Source organism: Flaviaestuariibacter amylovorans, from assembly GCF_039541815.1.
GTDB classification, from domain to species: domain Bacteria; phylum Bacteroidota; class Bacteroidia; order Chitinophagales; family Chitinophagaceae; genus Flavisolibacter; species Flavisolibacter amylovorans.
In genome coordinates this window covers 330,274-347,750 of record NZ_BAABGY010000006.1, presented here as the reverse complement: position 1 = coordinate 347,750, position 17,477 = coordinate 330,274, and the positions used below count along the sequence as shown (strand labels likewise).

Genomic DNA, 17,477 nt, shown 5'->3' with positions numbered 1-17,477 from the left:
GCTCACCCGCTCACTCGCTCACCTGCTCACCGCCCCCCTCCAAATCGGGCTCAACGAGTTGGGTCGTATCCAGCTTCAGCTCCTCGCCGCCGCTGGCCAGCTGCCGCAGGTTCTCGATGTAGCGCGCCTGGTAGGCCACCTGCTTCTCGAGCGAGTCGGTGCGGTATTTCAGCTTGCGGTAGTTGTAGCCGCCCTGCGTGGAGCCATAGCCGGGGATGTAGTAGCGCACCGGCGTAAAGACCACGATGGCCACCGTGAGGCTCGTCAGCAGCACGAACACCGTGCACAGCGCCACGTACACGCTGAGGCGCGACAGGCGAAAGGTGACCACCTCCTCGTAGGTATCCTCATTCATCACCATGAGGCGGTAGCGGTTGCGGAGCCGCCGGAGGGTCGTGCCGGGATCGAGCTTGCTCATCTAGATTTCAGATTTCGGATGTCAGATTTCAGATTTCAGATTCAGGAAAGTCAACATCTGTCGGCAAATGTGAAATCTCGAATCCGAAATCCCAAATCGCACCGGCAAAGTAGCCCAGTTTCGGCTCTTCTGTAAAATATTGCACTCCTTTTATACTATTTTGCCTGAAAATCAGTTATTACACTCTTAGTTTGTGTTTGAATGAACCACCAACCCCGCTTCTGGCTCTTCCTCGGCCTGGTGCTGGGCAGCCTGTTTGCGCTGCCGGCCCGGGCGCAGCTGGGCTTTGACCTCGATATCAAAAAGCCCGAGCCCTACGACAACCGGGAGACCAAAGCCGAAAAAACACCGGACAAGCCCATCAAAATTCATAAGCGCGCCCTGCAAAACATGGTGACGCACTACAACTACTTCTACAACGCCAACGCGAAGATCAACGAGGTACTCGACGGCGCCAAGCAGTCGCACAAGGACCTCTATACCCGCCTCCTCCCCTTCTACCCCTACACCCTCGACGCCACTGCCGGCCAGGCCCAGCAGCTCGACTCGGTGGTGCTGAAGGCCAAGGCAGGCATCGTGCTCCACGACCTGCGCAACGACTGGATCGACAACCTATACCTCCTCTGGGGCGCCGCGTATTACTTCGAGAAGAAGTTCGACTCGGCCTATACCATGTTCCAGTTCATCAACTGGGCCTTTGCCGACAAGGAAAAGGACGGCTACTACCGCTACATCGGCTCGCGCATCGACGGCAACGCCGCCAACCAGATCGCCAGCCAGGAGAAAAAGCCGACCCTGGTCCGCCGCGCCCTCACGGAGCCGCCCTCCCGCAACGACGCCCTCGTATGGCAGGTGCGCACCCTTATCCAGCAGGAAGCCTACCCGGAGGCCGGCTCCCTCCTGAGCGCCCTCGTCAGCGACCCCGCCTTTCCGGCCCGCCTCCGCCCCCAGCTCGAAGAAGTGCAGGCCTATCTCTACTACCAGCAAAAAGCCTGGGACTCCTCCGCAATCCACCTGGTGAAGGCCCTCCCCGCGGCCGGCACCCGCCAGGAAAAGGCCCGCTGGGAATACCTGGCGGCCCAGATGTTCGAGCGCAAGGGCCGGATCGAGGATGCCAAGACCTGGTACGCCAAGGCCATCGACCACTCCGACGACCCCGTGATGGAAGTGTACGCCCGCCTCAACCTGATCCGCATCAACAAGGAAGGTGGCGACAACTACATCGACCGCAACATCGCCACCCTGCTCAAGATGGCCCGCAAAGACAAGTACGAGGAGTACCGCGACGTCATTTACTCGATGCTCGCACAGATGGAGATCGAGCGCGGCAACTTCCTGATGGCCCAGGAATACCTGCGCCGCTCGGCCAAGTTCCGCAGCGAGAGCCCGAACCAGACGGCCAACAACGAAGCCTACCTCGCGCTCGCCGACCGCTCCTTCGACCAACGCCTGTACAAGACCGCCGCGCAGTTCTACGATTCGGTAAAGCCCGAAGGACTGACGGCCGACGACTCGCTCCGCATCAACGAGCGCAAGCCCCTGCTCACCCAGCTGGTGGCCTACACCAATACCCTGGAGCGCCAGGACTCCCTGCTGCGCCTCGCCGCCCTTTCGGAAGACGAGCGCAAGGACTTCGTGCGCCGCATCTCCCGCCAGCTCCGGCGCGCCCAGGGCCTGAAAGAGGAAGCGGCGGCGGCACCCCGTGGCGGCAACGCCGGGGGCACCACGCCCGACCCCTTCACCACCGGTGGTACCGGCGGCACCGGCGGCAATCGCGGCGAATGGTATTTCTACAACGACAATGCGCGGCGCAACGGCGCAGCCTCCTTCCGCCAGATCTGGGGCGACCGCCCCAACGTCGACAACTGGCGCCGTGCCACCGACGTAACCACGCAGCTCCGCAAGACGGTGCCCGAAGCCACCCGCAACGTGGCCGGCACCGCAGGCCCGCGCCAGTTCGACGACCCGCTCTCCTTCGAGGCGCTGATGGACGCCGTTCCGCTGACGCCCGAAGCGCAGAAAATAGCCAACGACAGCATTCAGTATGCCCTCCGTGGCCTTGGCCTTCTGTACAGCAACGAAATGGGCGACTATGCCGCCACCATCGAAACCCTCGAGGGCCTGCGCAAGCGCTACCCCGCGCCCGACAGCCTCGACGCCGTGCTCTTCAACCTGTATTTCGCCTACCAGCATACCGGCAATACGGCCAAGGCCGAGGAAATGAAGCGTCTCCTCCAGAGCCGTTTCCCGCAGGGCCGCTACACCGCCATCGCGACCACGGGCCAGGACCCGGCAGCTACCAATAAAGTGCAGGCGGCCGCCGCCACCAGGGCTTACGAAAATGTGTACGACCTCTACCTCTCCGGCCGCTTCGTGGAAGCGGAGGCCGCCAAAGTGGTAGCCGACAGCATGTACCGGACGAATAAGTGGGAGCCGCAGCTGCTCTACATCCAGGCCGTGGCCCAGGTGAAGCAGCAACAGGACAGCGCCGCCACCCGCACGCTCAACACGCTGGTGGCCCAGGCACCCAACACCCCGCTTGCCGAAAAGGCCACCACCCTGCTCCGCGTGCTGGGCCGCCGCGCCCAGATCGAAGAGGAGCTCCGCAACCTCCAGGTGGAGCGCCCGGTGGAGGACTCCGTGGCCGTGGTACCCCCACCGCAGGTTGTGACAACAACGCCGACCCCGGTGGTTCCACCCGTGGTCCGCGATACCGTTGCAGCGCCCCCAGCCCCCCGCAGCGTACAGACGCAAACCTCGGTAACGGGCCGCCCCCGCGATACGGCCTCGGTATCCAATAAGCCCGTCGCCGGCAAGCCCCGCATCGATACGTCTAGCCGCACGCGCCCTGCAGTGCCGGTCACAACGCCCGGCTCACCGTACCGCTTCTACGGCGACTCTGCTCAATTCGCCGTCATCGTGATGCAAAAGGTGGATATCGTGTATGTAAACGAGGCGCGCAATGCTTTTGCCCGGTACAATGCCGGGAAAGGACGTACGCAGGAAGCAAGCGTAGTACCCGTCAACAACGACGTGAAGCTGCTGCTGGTGGGCCCCTTTGCCACCGCTGCCGATGCCATCGGCTACGTACAGGAAGTGAAGCCCATCACCCCCACGCAGATCCTTCCCTGGCTCAAAGGCGGCAACTACAGCTACAGCATCATTTCCCCGTTCAACCTGCAGGTAGTGCAGGCCGCGAAGGAAATGGAAGCCTACCAGAAATTCCTGGATAGCCGCCTGCCGGTGAAACTGTAGCCCCCTGTCCCCCGAAGGAGGCACTTAGGTCGACATGTCATTTCACTGCTGTGTTTTTTCTTAAGCAGAATGGCCCGCATCATCCGATGCGGGCCATTCTTTTCCGCTACAGCATGTTCCAAAGCAGGAGAAGAGTCCGGGCCGCAACAAATCTGAAATCCAAAATCTGAAATCTGAAATCCTTGCCTAGTTTTACGCAGCAGCATCTTGCCGTGCCTGGATTAAATTTTCCACGCTTCCAAAGCGGGAGTGGTGTGGCCGTCAACTAGTTGCCCCTTCAGCCCGGTCACGGTGCGAAATTTGGGGCTACCAGTGAGCGTTACAGGCACAGCGTTTGCTCATCCATAACACCTTCTATGAACAAGGCTACTCCGAAAGGCCCCGCGGGGCCCCAACCACCTAAGCCCGCCCGCAAGACGCGCCGCAGCGTACGCATTCTCTGGACCCTGTTCCTGGGCGGACTCGGCGCATTCTTCCTCATCATCGTACTGGCCCTCACGGGCGTATTCGGCAAGATGCCCTCGCTGAAACAGCTCGAGAACCCCTCGCTCCTGCAGTCGTCGGAGGTGTATGCACTCGACGGCACCCTCATGGGCAAGTATTACCGCGAGCGCGGCAACCGGTCCAACGTCGACTACCGCGACATCTCCCCCCACGTCATCCATGCGCTGGTGGCCACCGAGGACGTTCGCTTCTACAACCACTCGGGCATCGACTGGAAGCGCACCATCAAGGCGGTGGCTACCCTCGGCTCCGACGGCGGCGGCTCCACCATCACGCAGCAGCTCGCCAAGCAGCTCCTCGACCAGGGCAGCAAGAACTTCATCCAGCGCTCCGTAGAAAAACTGAAGGAATACATCATCGCCATCCGCCTCGAGCGCAACTTCACCAAGGAGGAGATCATCGCCCTCTACCTCAATGCCGTGCCCTACGGCGACAACGTATACGGCATCCGCAACGCGGCGCGTACCTTCTTTCAGAAAGAACCCGGCGTGCTCGATCCCAACGAGGCTTCCGTGCTCGTGGGCATGCTCAAAGGCAACTACATCTACAACCCGCGCGTGCACTACAAGCGCGCCTTCGACCGGAAGAACGTGGTGCTGGGGCAGATGGAAAAGGCTGCCTACCTGACGCCGCAGCAGGCCGCCGGCTACAAAGGGCAGCCCATCCCGCTCAACTACCGAAAGCTCGACGAGAACACCGGCTACGCCCCCTACTTCCGCGAGGTGCTGAAAGACGAGGTACGCGAAGCGCTCAAGGACCTGAAGAACGCCGACGGCGATCCGTACGACATTTACGACGACGGCCTCAAGATCTACACCACCATCAACCCGAAGATGCAGACCTACGCCGAGGAAGCCGTGGCCCAGCAGATGCCGGCGCTGCAGCGTACGCTCAACCAGCAGTCGAACATCCGCAACGGGTCGGTGTGGAAGGGCCGCGAGAACGTGCTGGAAGCCGCCATGAAGGCCTCCGACCGCTGGCGCTACAGCCGCGAGGAAGGGCTGACCGATGCCGAGATCCGCGCCTCCTTCAAGCAAAAGGTGCCGATGAAAGTCTTTGCCTGGAACGCCAAGCGCGAGAAAGACACGGTGATGACGCCGCTCGACTCCATCAAGTATCACCGCCAGATGATGCAGACCGCCTTCATGGTGGTGGACCCGATCACCGGCGAGGTGCGCGCCTGGGTGGGCGGTATCCACTTCAAGACGTATAAATACGACCACGCCAACATGAAGACGCAGCGGCAGGTGGGCTCCTCGATCAAGCCCTTCCTGTATGCGCAGGCGATGGAAGAGCGCGGCTTCGACTTCGACACCCCGGTTGAGGACGTGCAGCAAACCTTCGGCAAGGACCAGAAGGTGCCGGCTACCGGCAAGACCTGCACCGGCCGCACGGTATCGATGGCATCGGCGCTGGCCTGGTCGCGGAACTGCGCCACGGCATACATCATGAAGCAGGTAGGCCCCGACCAGTTTGCCCGCTTCCTGGGCGAGCACATCAACATTCCCACCAAGGTGGAGCCCCACCCCTCCATCGCCCTCGGCTCCTGCGACCTGTCGCTCTTCGAGATGGTGTGGGGTTATACGGTGTTTCCCGGCCGCGGCTACAGCACGCGCCCCAAGATGATCACGCGCATCGAGGACCGCAACGGCAACGTGATCGTGCGCACCGACCTGACCGCCGGTCGCAAGGAAGGCCTCTCGGAGGCCACGGCCTACAAGATGACCCGCCTCATGGAAGGCCCCGTAACAAAAGGCACCGCGGCCGGCCTCATGCAGGCCCTGGGGGCAGCGGAGATGGGCGGCAAGACCGGCACCACCAACGAGAACGCCGACGCCTGGTTCATGGGCTACAGCCCGCAGCTGCTGGCCGGTGTGTGGGTGGGCTGCGACGACCGCTTCATCCGCATCGAGAGCGCAGCCGGCTATGGCGGCACCGCGGCGCGCCCCATCTGGCAGTCGTTCTTCTCCAAAGTGTACGGCGACCCCACGCTGGGCATCGACCGGAACGCCAAATTCGTGAAGCCGCCGGATATGAACAACGACGCGCTCAACGCCGACGTCGGCAGTATTATTACGGATACGATCCCGAACGCCGAGGGCGAGGACATCGGCAACGGCGACGCCTCGGAATACACGCTCGATACCACTTCGGAGTACATCCCGCCGGAGTCGCAGCGCCCGCAGGACGAGAACGGCAACCCCGCGCAGCCGAATAATCCCAACAAGCCGAAGAAGGATACGACGCGCGCACCGAAGATCGGCGAGGCTACACCGCCGCAGGAGCCCGAAAAGAAAGGCCTCTTCCGCAAGATATTTGGCGGCAAGAAAGACAAGGACAAAGACAAGCCTGCAAACGATTACTGATACGAAGCCCCGGCCCAGCGCCGGGGCTTTTGGTGTCCGGTGCCGCTGTTTATTCTTCGGGGATGCATGCGCGTGAGCATTGGGGAATTACCGGCGCCGGTCGAGCCCGGGAAAAGCGTGTGTGCCCGCCCGCGGCAACGCATTAACATTTCTTTGACCCGGCCTGTCTGTGCCTGCCCTACATTTGTCCACCAATTCAGTAGACAATTACTCTCCGCACATGATCAGGACCAGCGCTCCTTTCCATCAAATGCCGCACATCGTACCGATCGCCGCCAGGCGCGCCGGCGGTTGTTGTTGTTACTGCTGATCCCCCCGCTTTTATTGCACAAACCCACTTCGTTAACCGACTGCGCCCTTTACCCGGGAACGTAGCCTCCTGCCTATACCGATATGTACCTGAACCCATAACGACTTAAGCCCCGGCAGCCATGCGGCAGTGTTCAACGATCGATGGAGCTGTCACTCATGGTCCCGCCGGGCACGAACCGCTTCCGGGCTGCGGCCTCGCCTGTGGCTTCGGCCGCAGCTCCCGGCAAGCCAAGCACTCGAACCCTCCAAAACCTTCCAAAACCTCCAAAACCCGTTCTCTTGAAGTCCCTCGTAGCATTACAACAAGAAGCCGCCGCCTCCGGCGCGCTGAAGCGCTCGCTCGGCGCCTTCCAGCTCATTGCCATCGGCATCGGCGTCATCATCGGCGCCGGACTCTTCTCCCTCACCGGCATTGCCGCCGCCAACAATGCCGGCCCGGCCGTGACGCTCTCCTTCCTGCTCGCGGCCGTAGGCTGCGCCTTCAGCGCGCTCTGCTACGCCGAGTTTGCCGCCATGGTGCCCGTGGCCGGGTCGGCCTATACATACGCCTACGCCACCTTCGGACGCCTCTTTGCCTGGATCATCGGCTGGGACCTTATTCTTGAATACTCAGTGGGCGCCGCCACCGTGGGCATCTCCTGGAGCCAGTACCTGGTGAAGTTTCTCGGTAGCTACGGCATTCACCTCCCGCCCCGCCTGCTGGCCTCCCCTTTTGAAACGGTGACGCTCGCCGACGGCAGCATCGTGAACGGGTTCATCAACCTGCCCGCAGTGCTGGTGATCGTGCTGATGACGGCCGTCATCATCCGCGGCACGCGCGGCTCGGCGCTGTTCAACGCGGTGGTGGTAACGCTCAAGGTCGGTGTCGTGCTCGTTTTCATCGCGCTCGGCTGGAAGCACATCGATCCGGCAAATTATTCGCCCTATATCCCGCAGAATACGGGCTCCTTCGGCTCCTACGGCTGGAGCGGCATCCTCCGCGGTGCGGGCGTTGTGTTCTTCGTGTTCATCGGCTTCGACATCGTGGCCACCATGGCGCAGGAAACCAAGCGGCCACAGCGCAACATGCCCATCGGCATCATCGGCTCGCTGCTCGTGTGCACCGTGCTGTTCATGCTGTTCGGGCATGTGCTGACCGGCCTCGCGCATTACACGGAATTCAGGAACAGCGCGGCGCCGGTAGCCATCGCTATCGCCGAAACGCCGTATCCCTGGCTGGCGCAGGCCATCATCGGCGCCATCCTCGTGGGCTATACCTCGGTAAACCTGGTGGACCTGCTCGGGCAGTCGCGCGTGTTCTTCTCGATGAGCCGCGACGGGCTCCTGCCTCCCGTATTTGCACGGTTGCACCCGCGGCATGCGACGCCTTACAAGAGCAACCTGCTCCTGTGCGTGTTCATCTCGCTCTTCGCCGGCTTCGTGCCCATCCGCGTCGTAGGCGAGCTCACCAGTATCGGCACGCTGCTCGCCTTCATCATGGTGTGCGCCGGCATCATCATTCTCCGCAAAAAGCAACCGGATGTACACCGCCCCTTCCGAACACCGCTCGTACCGCTGGTTCCGATCCTGGGGATCGTGAGCTGCCTGGCGATGATGGTTTCCCTGCCCGGCGATACGTGGCTGCGACTCATCGTATGGCTCGCGATCGGGCTCGGGATTTATTTCTTGTATGGAAGAAAGCGTCCGGCAACGGATGGCAGCGACATCCAGGGCACCGAAACGACTTCCTGACCAAAGCAGCGAATGACGGAACGCACATGCCTTTTCTCATTAGCTTGTATACTATGCGTTTACCCTTGCTTTCGTTGTTGTTTTTGTGTTGGTCTCAGGGCTGGGGGCAAAATGTGCTCATCAAAGGCATTGCGCGCGACACTTCCCGGGAGCAGAGCCGGGTGATCATTTATGTAAACGACACGTTGCTTCGCCATACAGCCCGTTGGCCCTCGGACGAATTCCCAGACTCATTGGAGACCCGGCAGCGGATCCGTAGCGATAAAAACCTGTGTCATTCAACCACGAGGAACGGCCGGTTCCGGATGCGGGTGCGCCTCACCGATAGCCTCTATTTTAAATCTTATCGTTTCGTAACGCAGGTACATGCCGTGTCGGACCTGGTGAAGCGCCGGCGCATCCGGATCCGGCTCGCGCCCGAAGTATGTGTGCCCTATGTTCCGCCGGCCCCTTGCCCCGATACGGTGGGGCAACACTATGCATTTATCGGGAGGAAGGTCAGCGTTCGGAGAAACCTCCAAAAACAGCCTTACTACTGTAATGTTCTCCTTTTACGTGACCCGCAGTTCGAAGCCGAATACGAGCTCGTTGAGCGCCTTTATGGCAATCCGGGCAGCGATACGATCCGCTTCACCGCTTTCGACCATTACGGCTTTCCGAAGTTTGCCGAATATCGCCACGTACTACTTTTTGTAAGCCGGTACTGCAGCGGCCTGATTCATCAGAAGTACCAGTTCTTCGATGTATACCGGACTACCGACGGACGCTGGGCTGCGCCGTACTCCTCGTACGACTACGAAAGGCGTGACAACGACAGCTCGATCCGGCCGGTGCCAATCTCCTTTGCCGAGCCGGTTGTTGTAGACGTTTCGGGCGGAGATTCGGCGACCATCGCCAAAGAATACCCTGCCCCCTACTACCGCATCGAGAACGGAAAGGCTATAGCATTGTATGGCAATTATATTCCCGAGCTTATCGAGATCAAGCAGCGTACGGTATTCAATAACCGGCGCATTCGTTTCCGGTAGCACACCGTCCTGTTAGCACCAATCGAGCAGGGGTCTAAATGAGCAATCGTTACCGATCCGGAATGCCCGCTTAATTCAGTAGGCCGGCGGTGTACAGGATGATGAACGTGAGAAAAGTGGCGTAGAAACACTATAAAAAATACCGTATTTCCTCCATTGTCCGGCTTGATAGAGGCCGCTACTTTCGTGGTATCGGGCTTTACCCTTAATACTTGTTCGGATACAGAGCCATTACGGCCGGCCGCCTCTTCCTGGGCGGCCTTTTTTTGATCCGCACGTGTCGGAATGGCGTCTTTTTTGTCCGACCAGTACAAATCGTATCCTATGGCCCTGCTCAGAACCTGGTGCTGCAGCCTTATGGCTGTCCTGCTGCTGTTTGGCTGCCGGAAGGAACCCGCGGCCACGGCGCTCCCCTCCTCCTTGCCTTCCTATCCCCTGCGCAGCAGTACCGACCTCGATACACTGCTCGCCGCCATCGGCGACACCCGCATCGTGATGCTGGGCGAATCCACGCACGGCACCTCCGAGTATTACCGCTGGCGCACGGCCATCTCGCAGCGCCTCATTGCCGAGAAAGGCTTCGACGCCATCGCCGTGGAAGGCGAATGGGCCGACTCCTGGCGCGTCAACCAGTTCATCAGCGGGCCCCGCCGCGACAGCGCCGCCGCCGTTACGCTCCTGCAACAGTACGACCGCTGGCCTACCTGGATGTGGGGCAACTACGAAGTGGCTTCGCTCGTGACCTGGCTCAACGCCTTCAACCAGGGCCGCGCGGAAAAAGCCGGCTTTTATGGCCTCGACGTATACGGTATCTGGGAATCGCTCCAGGAGCTCAGGCCGCTGCTGCCTGCCAGCGACTCGCTGCAGCAATATGCAGAGGCTGCGCGCCGCTGCTTTCAGCCCTTCAGCGCCGACCCGATCGGGTATGCCAGCGCGGTGGCCAACAGCTCGGCTGATTGCCGGGCCCAGGTGGAACGGCTGCACCGCGCAGCGGAGCGGCGCTACGGCAGCGCTACGGCCCGCTCTGACACGGCTTTTCTTATTCAGCAAAATGCCCTGGTGGCCTACAATGCCGAACGCTATTACACGGCAGCCGCCAGCAACAGCGCCCTTTCCTGGAATATCCGCGACGGCCACATGCTCGAAACGCTCGGCCGCCTGCTCGACCGATATGGGCCTGCTTCGAAGATCATCGTGTGGGCGCATAACACGCACGTGGGCGATGCCCGCTACACCGATATGGCGGCAAGCGGAACCGTCAACCTCGGGCAGCTGGCCCGCGAGGCCTTCGGACCCGAGAACGTGTTCCTGGTGGGCTTCGGCTCGTATAGCGGCAGCGTGATCGCGGCCGACGCCTGGGGCGCCCCGTATAGGTCGATGGCGATGCCGCGCGCGCGCCGTGGATCCTGGGAGGAGCTGCTGCACAGCCAGGGCACGGGCGACCGGATCCTCCTCTCCCGCGACCTGCGCAACGCCGGTCTCGATAAGCCCATCGGGCACCGCGCCGTCGGCGTTACGTACAACCCCGCCTCCGAGAACGGGAACTACGTACCCACGGTGATCCCGATGCGCTACGACGCGTTCCTCTATTTCGATCATACGAGGCCACTGACCCCGATCCCTGTGCGGCGGCGCAATGAGCCGCCGGACACGTATCCGTCAGGTTTCTAGCATCGGCACGCGGACCTACGATTCATGGCCGGAAAACTACAGGTCGCGCAGGATGCAGGGAGCAGGTGCAACGAATGCGGCGGGCCGGAGGTCAGGAGGGCATAAACCAACATTATGCGAAACACCTTGCTCCTCCTCTCTCTTTGCGGCCTCCTCGTAGCCTGCTCCAAAGAACGCATTCCCAACACGCAGCCCCCGGGTAATCCGGAGCACCCGGAGATGCGTTACACTGACCTGCAACATGCGGCGGTGCACTCCGGCTTCCGGAAGGTAGACCTTAACGGAGACGGGCAGCCGGACCTGCATTTCAAGGTACAGCTCGTGGCCGATAACGTGCTGCAGGTAACGAAGAAGCAGTTTTCGGTGCGTGCCGAGATCGGCAGCCGGCTTCTCATCAACGAGCAAAATGAGACACCCGTATTTCCACTGCTCGGGAAGATCGGCGAAGGCCATACCGGCTTCGAATGGTTTGAAGTGAACGAGTCGGTGCTGGCGGAGCGGCTCACCGGCGCCACCGATACCTGGTGGGATGGGCTCTGGAAGAGCGCGCAGCGACGCTACCTCGCTGTGCAGGTGTGGGTGGCCGGAAGGCCTTATCATGGCTGGGTAGAGTTGTCGGTGGATCGGGCCGGCGAGCAGGTGCTGCTGCACCGGGCAGCCCTCAGTGTGGCCGCCGACCGGGTGGTACGGGCCGGGTATTGAGTCCATTGCACTACCGGTGCCTCCGATTACGTACATTAGCCGCAAAGCCATCCATGGAACATTTTTCCACGCGCGACCTGGTGGTAGAGGTCGTACACAAGCTGTTCGTGTATACCGACAACCGTCAATGGGGACGCCTCCTCGCGGAGGTGTTCTGCGGCGAAGTGCAGTTCGACATGTCGTCGCTGGGTGGCGCCGCGCGCCGGATGGCGGCCAAGGATATCTGCCACGAATGGGAGCTTGGCTTCGAGGGCCTCGATGCCATCAACCACTTGTGCGGAAACCACCTCGTGAGCATCAACGGGCCGGAGGCAACCGTGTTCGCCTACGCTACCGCTACGCATTACAAGAAGTCGGCGACCCGCGGCAACACGCGCGAGTTCGTGGGCACCTACGACCTGCACCTCGTACGCACGGCCGTAGGCTGGCGCATCGACGGCTTCACCCACCACCTGAAGTATATGACCGGGAATATCGATTTTAAATAATGGGGTTATGGGTGAATGGGGTTATGGGAGAATGAATGAGTGGCCGTGAACGAGTTCCCGCGTCCGTCACCGACGGTACGGGCATGACTCCGCCTTGCGGACCATGTTTTCATTCTTCGCCCCTTCTTTTATTATTCGACATTCCTTGTTCGGCATCCGACTTTCCTTGTTCGACATTCGATATTCCTTGTTCGACATTCGATATTCCCAAGCTGTTTCCGCCGCATCTTTGCGGCATATGAAACGCCTGCTCACCCTTATCTGCGTACTTCCGTTATTGTCGTCGGCACAAGACAGCGAGACCGGCAACTGGTTCCAGTATTTCGGCAACCAGAAGATCAGCAAGCGCTGGAACTGGCACAACGAGGTGCAGTACCGCAATTATAATTTCGCCGGCGACCTCGAGCAGCTGCTCCTCCGCACCGGCTTTGGCTACAACCTCAGTGAGAACAACAACAACCTGCTGGCCGGCTACGGCTACATCATCTCCGAAAACTACGTTCCCGGCACCGATACGAAGGTCCGCACTACGGAGCACCGCTTCTTCGAGCAGTTCATCACCCGCCAACGCTTTGGCCGCGTATACCTGCAGCACCGCTACCGGATCGAGCAGCGGCTGATCGGGGACCAGGACCTGCGCTGGCGCTTCCGGTATTTCCTCTCGGCCAATGTGGCCCTCAACAAAAAAGAGCTGGCCAAAGGCGCGCTGTACCTCTCGGCCTACAACGAGATCTTCGTCAACGGCCAGCGCCCTGCCTTCGACCGCAACCGGGTGTATGGCGCGTTGGGCTATTGCTTCACCCCGGAGCTGCGTCTCGAGCTGGGCTATATGAGCCAGATCCAGGAAACCCGGCAGCGTCCGCAATTCCAGGTGGCCTTCTTTAACAACCTGCCCCTCACGCGCCGCGACCCTTCGTAAAAAAAGCGACCCGGTGCCGTACCGGAAAGGGTATCTTTAAGGACATACATTTCGATCAAAACCGACCTGCCATGTCCGAAAAGCTGTTTACCCCGAATATGCATACCGCTTCCATCCAGGTGCCCGTGGAGCCGGGCCCTCCTGCGAAGCTGTCTTCCCGCATCGCCTCCATCGACCTGCTCCGGGGCTTGGTAATGATCGTGATGGCCCTTGACCACACGCGCGACTTCTTTCACCGCTCCGCCTTCACCGACGACCCGCTGAACCTGCAGACGACAACGCCGGCGCTGTTCTTCACGCGCTTCATTACGCACTATTGCGCGCCCATTTTCGTGTTCCTTGCCGGCACCTCGGCCTGGCTGCAGGGCCAGCGCAAGTCGAAACAGGAACTAAGCGGCTTCCTCGTCAAGCGGGGCCTGTGGCTGGTTTTGGTGGAGGTGGTCATCATGACCTTCGGCATCTTCTTCGACCCGGGCTTCCACCTGATCATGCTGCAAACCATCTGGGCCATCGGTATCAGTATGATCTGCCTCGGCGCCGCGCTCTACCTGCCCTTCCGGGCCATCTTCGCACTTGGTGCGCTGATCGTGTTGGGTCATAACGCACTCGATTTCTATCAGGCACAGCACCAGGGAGCTTACTCGCCCGCGTATCACTTCCTGCACCTGCCCGGCGGTTTTCCCCTGGGTACCGACCGGTTCGTGTTTTTCGCCTACCCCGTGCTCCCGTGGATCGGGCTCATGATGATGGGCTACTGCTTCGGGCGGCTCTTCACGACGCTTCCCGACAAGGGACGTAACCGCACGCTGCTGCTGGGAGGAGCCAGCCTGTTGCTCCTGTTCGCGGCCCTTCGAGCTACCAATGCCTATGGCGATCCTGCCGACTGGTCAGGACAAAAGTCTGCGCTGTATACCTTCTTCTCGTTCATCAACGTCACCAAGTACCCGCCCTCGCTGCTTTTCATGTGCGTCACCATCGGGCCGGCGCTCCTGTTCCTGGCGCTCACCGGGAATGCACGCGGCCGGTTGTCCCGTATTATTACGGTATACGGCAGCGTACCCTTCTTCTACTATGTGCTCCATTTTTACATCCTGCACACGGTGTCGGCCCTGTTCTTCCTCGCGCGGGGTCACAGCGTCGCGGAGGGCATGGCGGTGACCAACGCTCCGAAGTTTTTGCCCCCCGGCGAAGGGTATGACCTTCCTGTGGTGTATGCCGTTTGGGCTGCCACCGTAATCGCCCTGTACCCGCTGTGCCGCTGGTTCAGCAACTACAAGCGCACGCACCGGCAATGGTGGCTGTCGTACCTGTAGCCGGCTTCTGCCCGACAAGGTGCCAACATCGTTTTACACCCGGGCATGTCACGCACCTCCCCTTAAAAACAAAAACGGCCGGTTGCTTACCGGCCGTTTGTTTTTGGCTTCCGACAAAAGAAGTCGTTTACTGCCCGGTGCGTACCGCGGCACCGGCTACTGTTGCCAGGCCTGCGCGGTGGAGGTACAGCTGCTGGTCGGCAGTGCGGAAAGAAATTTCGGCCCACCCGTGATACAGGCTGTCGCCGCGCTTTACCTGCAGCGGGAAGTATCGGTGCGTGGCTTCCTTCCAGGTACCTTCCCACCTCGGCGGTTCCGTGTTGCTCAACACCTGCTGGGCGATCACGATCGAGGAGGCATTGTACCACTCGTAGCCGGAGAAGGCGTCCTTCGTGATGGGTACATTGACGCCGAGGAAGGGCATCTCCTCGTTGTTGTTCACGGCAAAAAACGTATTAAAGGTGCCGAAGGCGTACCACTGCCGCTTGTCCGTCTGCGTCAGGGGATCACTGACGAGCAGCGTGCTGAATCCGATGTCGGCCGAGCCGTTCTGATCGAGGTCAAAGGAGGCATGCTTGCCGAAGCGGATCGCGGAATCCTTGAAGTCGGTATAGGTCATGGGCACCGGTGGCGCCTGCGGCGGGGCGATGTGCTCCCGCGTGCAGGAAACGATGGTGCCGCCGATCAGGGACGTGCCCAGGATAAGCAAAAGGAAGGTGTTTCTCATGCGGTGAAGTTCCGCACGCAACCGTCCGCTTCCGTTGCGGCCTGCACGAAATGACGAAGGAGCTGCCTGAATTGCAGCTCCTTCGTCCTAAGGAATTTTCTATCCGCGGATCAGGCCAGTGCGTGGCCGGGCCTGCGCTGACCGAGGATAGCCTCGGCCACCTGTAGATCTACGGGACGGGTGATCTTGATATTATCCTCCTCTCCTTCCACGAGCTCGATCTTCAGGCCATAGGCTTCCACCACGGTGGCCTCGTCGGTAAAGCGCTCCTTGTAGTCGATAGCAAAGGCCGACTGCAGGATGCGGCTGTGAAAAGTCTGGGGCGTCTGCACCAGCACCAAGCGCGTGCGCTCGATGGCTTCGTTGTCGGCAGCCGTGAGCAGGCGCACCGAGTCGCGGCAGGGCACCACGGGGATGGCCGACCCGTTCTCGAGGGCTTTGTCGTGGCAGCGGCGGATGAGGTCGGGCGTCAGCAGGCAGCGCACGCCGTCGTGCACGAATACGATGCCGTCTTCGTCGATGAGCTGGAGCCCGTTCTGTACGGAATGAAAGCGCGTTTCGCCGCCGGCCGTTACGCGGATGCGGCTATAGTCGAACCAGGCGTCGATGATCTCGCGGCCCATATCGGTGAAATCCTCGGGCAGCACCAGGATGATCTGAATATCGGGGTAGGCCTCCAGGAAGGTGCGGATGGTGTAATACAGCACCGGCTTGTCGTGGAGCAGCAGGAACTGCTTCGGCGTGGGCGATCCCATCCGGGTGCCGGTCCCGCCGGCCACAATGAGGGCATACTTCTTCATGGATTGCGCTTTTAAGAGGAGGGCAAAGATAACCCCGGAAAGGGTTCAGAAAGGTTCAGGAAGGTTCAGGGGAAAGTCAAAGTAAACTCTGAGTCCGTATCAAGCGGGAGCTCAACCCTTCTGAACCCGTCTAAACCCTCCTGAACCCTTCTACTTATAAATCCCGATCTCGTTGAGCCCGTCGCTGTTGCGGACGCCGCGGTACATGCCCTCGCTGTTGAAGAGGAGCGCGTGGTTGCCCTCCGCATCAACGCCGATCATGCCGCCTTCGCCGCCAATGCGCACGAGCTTGTCGTGCACCACCACGCGCATGGCATCATCGAGCGACAGGCCTTTGTATTCCATGAGGCAACTGACATCGTACGCCGCCACGGCCTTGATGAAGAGCTCGCCGTGCCCGGTGCACGAGATGGCGCAGGTGGCGTTATTGGCATAGGTGCCGGCACCGATGATGGGGCTGTCGCCGATGCGCCCCCACTGCTTGTTGGTCATGCCGCCGGTGGAGGTGGCCGCCGCGATGTTGCCGTCGCGGTCGGTGGCCACGGCGCCTACGGTGCCGAACTTCTTATCCGGAAACTCGTCCTTGTATTCGTTAGTGTGGTCGATCAGCACCTTGTCGGTATGCACCACGCTCTGCCATTGCTCCCAACGCGTTTGCGAATAGAAATACTCGTCGGGCTCAAAGGGCAGGCCTTGCGCACGCGCAAAGGAAACGGCGCCATCGCCGCTGAGAAATACGTGCTGGGTCTCCTGCATGATGCGCCGGGCCAGCGCAATGGGGTTGCGGAGGTTGCGTACGCCCGATACGGCACCGGCGCCAAGCGTACGCCCGTCCATAAGCGCTGCATCCATCTCGTGCAGGCCGGTATGGGTAAACACGGAGCCTTTGCCTGCATTGAAAAGCGGGTGGTCTTCGAGCAGCACCGTAGCCGCCTCCACTGCGTCGAGGGCCGAGCCGCCACGCGCAAGCACGGCATAGCCGCTGTCGAGGGCCGCCTGCAGCGCCGCTGTATACTCCTGCTCGAGCTCGTGGGTCATATCCGAGCGAAGGATGGTGCCGGCCCCGCCGTGGATCGCGATCGTGATCTTCTTCATGATTCAAAAGTAAAAATTCATCCCGAAGCCTCGGGCGTCAACAGACTGGAGGTACAATATTCTTACCGGTTCGGGAGATTCAATTCAAAAGTCAAAATTCAAAAGTCAAAAGCGCGTGACGACGCGACGATGGCGACAATAAGATGGC

13 protein-coding genes are annotated in these 17,477 nt (G+C 60.7%); 9 read left to right on the top strand and 4 right to left on the bottom strand.

Features of this window, described 5'->3' with window-relative positions; all coding sequences use genetic code 11:
• Positions 1-10 precede the first annotated feature (10 nt).
• Positions 11-418, bottom strand: coding sequence for a hypothetical protein (locus ABD937_RS07730; RefSeq protein WP_345254827.1), 408 nt, complete (start codon positions 416-418; stop codon positions 11-13).
• Between the two features lie 201 nt (positions 419-619).
• On the opposite strand from ABD937_RS07730, the gene porW reads away from it, so the two are divergent.
• The 9 genes from porW to ABD937_RS07685 all read left to right on the top strand — a co-directional run bounded on the left by porW (position 620) and on the right by ABD937_RS07685 (position 14,707).
• Positions 620-3,673, top strand: a complete 3,054-nt coding sequence (porW, locus tag ABD937_RS07725; RefSeq protein ID WP_345254825.1) for a type IX secretion system periplasmic lipoprotein PorW/SprE — start codon at positions 620-622, stop codon at positions 3,671-3,673.
• A gap of 356 nt (positions 3,674-4,029) precedes the next feature.
• Complete coding sequence (locus ABD937_RS07720; protein WP_345254823.1) at positions 4,030-6,543, top strand: transglycosylase domain-containing protein; 2,514 nt, start codon at positions 4,030-4,032, stop codon at positions 6,541-6,543.
• 591 nt (positions 6,544-7,134) lie between these two features.
• Complete coding sequence (locus ABD937_RS07715) at positions 7,135-8,586, top strand: amino acid permease (RefSeq protein WP_345254821.1); 1,452 nt, start codon at positions 7,135-7,137, stop codon at positions 8,584-8,586.
• A 26-nt stretch (positions 8,587-8,612) separates the two neighbouring features.
• The gene (locus ABD937_RS07710; protein WP_345254820.1) at positions 8,613-9,614 is read left to right on the top strand and encodes a hypothetical protein; all 1,002 of its coding nucleotides are present in this window, start codon (positions 8,613-8,615) and stop codon (positions 9,612-9,614) included.
• A gap of 324 nt (positions 9,615-9,938) precedes the next feature.
• Positions 9,939-11,285, top strand: a complete 1,347-nt coding sequence (locus ABD937_RS07705; RefSeq protein ID WP_345254819.1) for an erythromycin esterase family protein — start codon at positions 9,939-9,941, stop codon at positions 11,283-11,285.
• Between the two features lie 114 nt (positions 11,286-11,399).
• Complete coding sequence (locus ABD937_RS07700; protein ID WP_345254817.1) at positions 11,400-11,987, top strand: hypothetical protein; 588 nt, start codon at positions 11,400-11,402, stop codon at positions 11,985-11,987.
• Between the two features lie 53 nt (positions 11,988-12,040).
• The gene (locus ABD937_RS07695; RefSeq protein ID WP_345254816.1) at positions 12,041-12,475 is read left to right on the top strand and encodes a nuclear transport factor 2 family protein; all 435 of its coding nucleotides are present in this window, start codon (positions 12,041-12,043) and stop codon (positions 12,473-12,475) included.
• Positions 12,476-12,713: 238 nt separating this feature from the next.
• Positions 12,714-13,394, top strand: coding sequence for a DUF2490 domain-containing protein (locus ABD937_RS07690; RefSeq protein ID WP_345254815.1), 681 nt, complete (start codon positions 12,714-12,716; stop codon positions 13,392-13,394).
• Between the two features lie 71 nt (positions 13,395-13,465).
• Positions 13,466-14,707: an acetyltransferase domain-containing protein gene (locus tag ABD937_RS07685; protein WP_345254813.1), complete on the top strand. Its 1,242-nt coding sequence runs from the start codon at positions 13,466-13,468 to the stop codon at positions 14,705-14,707.
• A 127-nt stretch (positions 14,708-14,834) separates the two neighbouring features.
• Here ABD937_RS07685 and ABD937_RS07680 read toward each other — a convergent pair whose 3' ends face one another.
• The 3 genes from ABD937_RS07680 to ABD937_RS07670 all read right to left on the bottom strand — a co-directional run bounded on the left by ABD937_RS07680 (position 14,835) and on the right by ABD937_RS07670 (position 17,329).
• Complete coding sequence (locus tag ABD937_RS07680) at positions 14,835-15,434, bottom strand: hypothetical protein (RefSeq protein ID WP_345254812.1); 600 nt, start codon at positions 15,432-15,434, stop codon at positions 14,835-14,837.
• Positions 15,435-15,544: 110 nt separating this feature from the next.
• Positions 15,545-16,234, bottom strand: coding sequence for a 2-C-methyl-D-erythritol 4-phosphate cytidylyltransferase (locus ABD937_RS07675; protein ID WP_345254811.1), 690 nt, complete (start codon positions 16,232-16,234; stop codon positions 15,545-15,547).
• A gap of 150 nt (positions 16,235-16,384) precedes the next feature.
• A complete protein-coding gene (locus ABD937_RS07670) occupies positions 16,385-17,329 on the bottom strand; it encodes an isoaspartyl peptidase/L-asparaginase family protein (protein WP_345254810.1) in 945 nt (314 codons plus the stop codon).
• Positions 17,330-17,477: the final 148 nt, after the last annotated feature.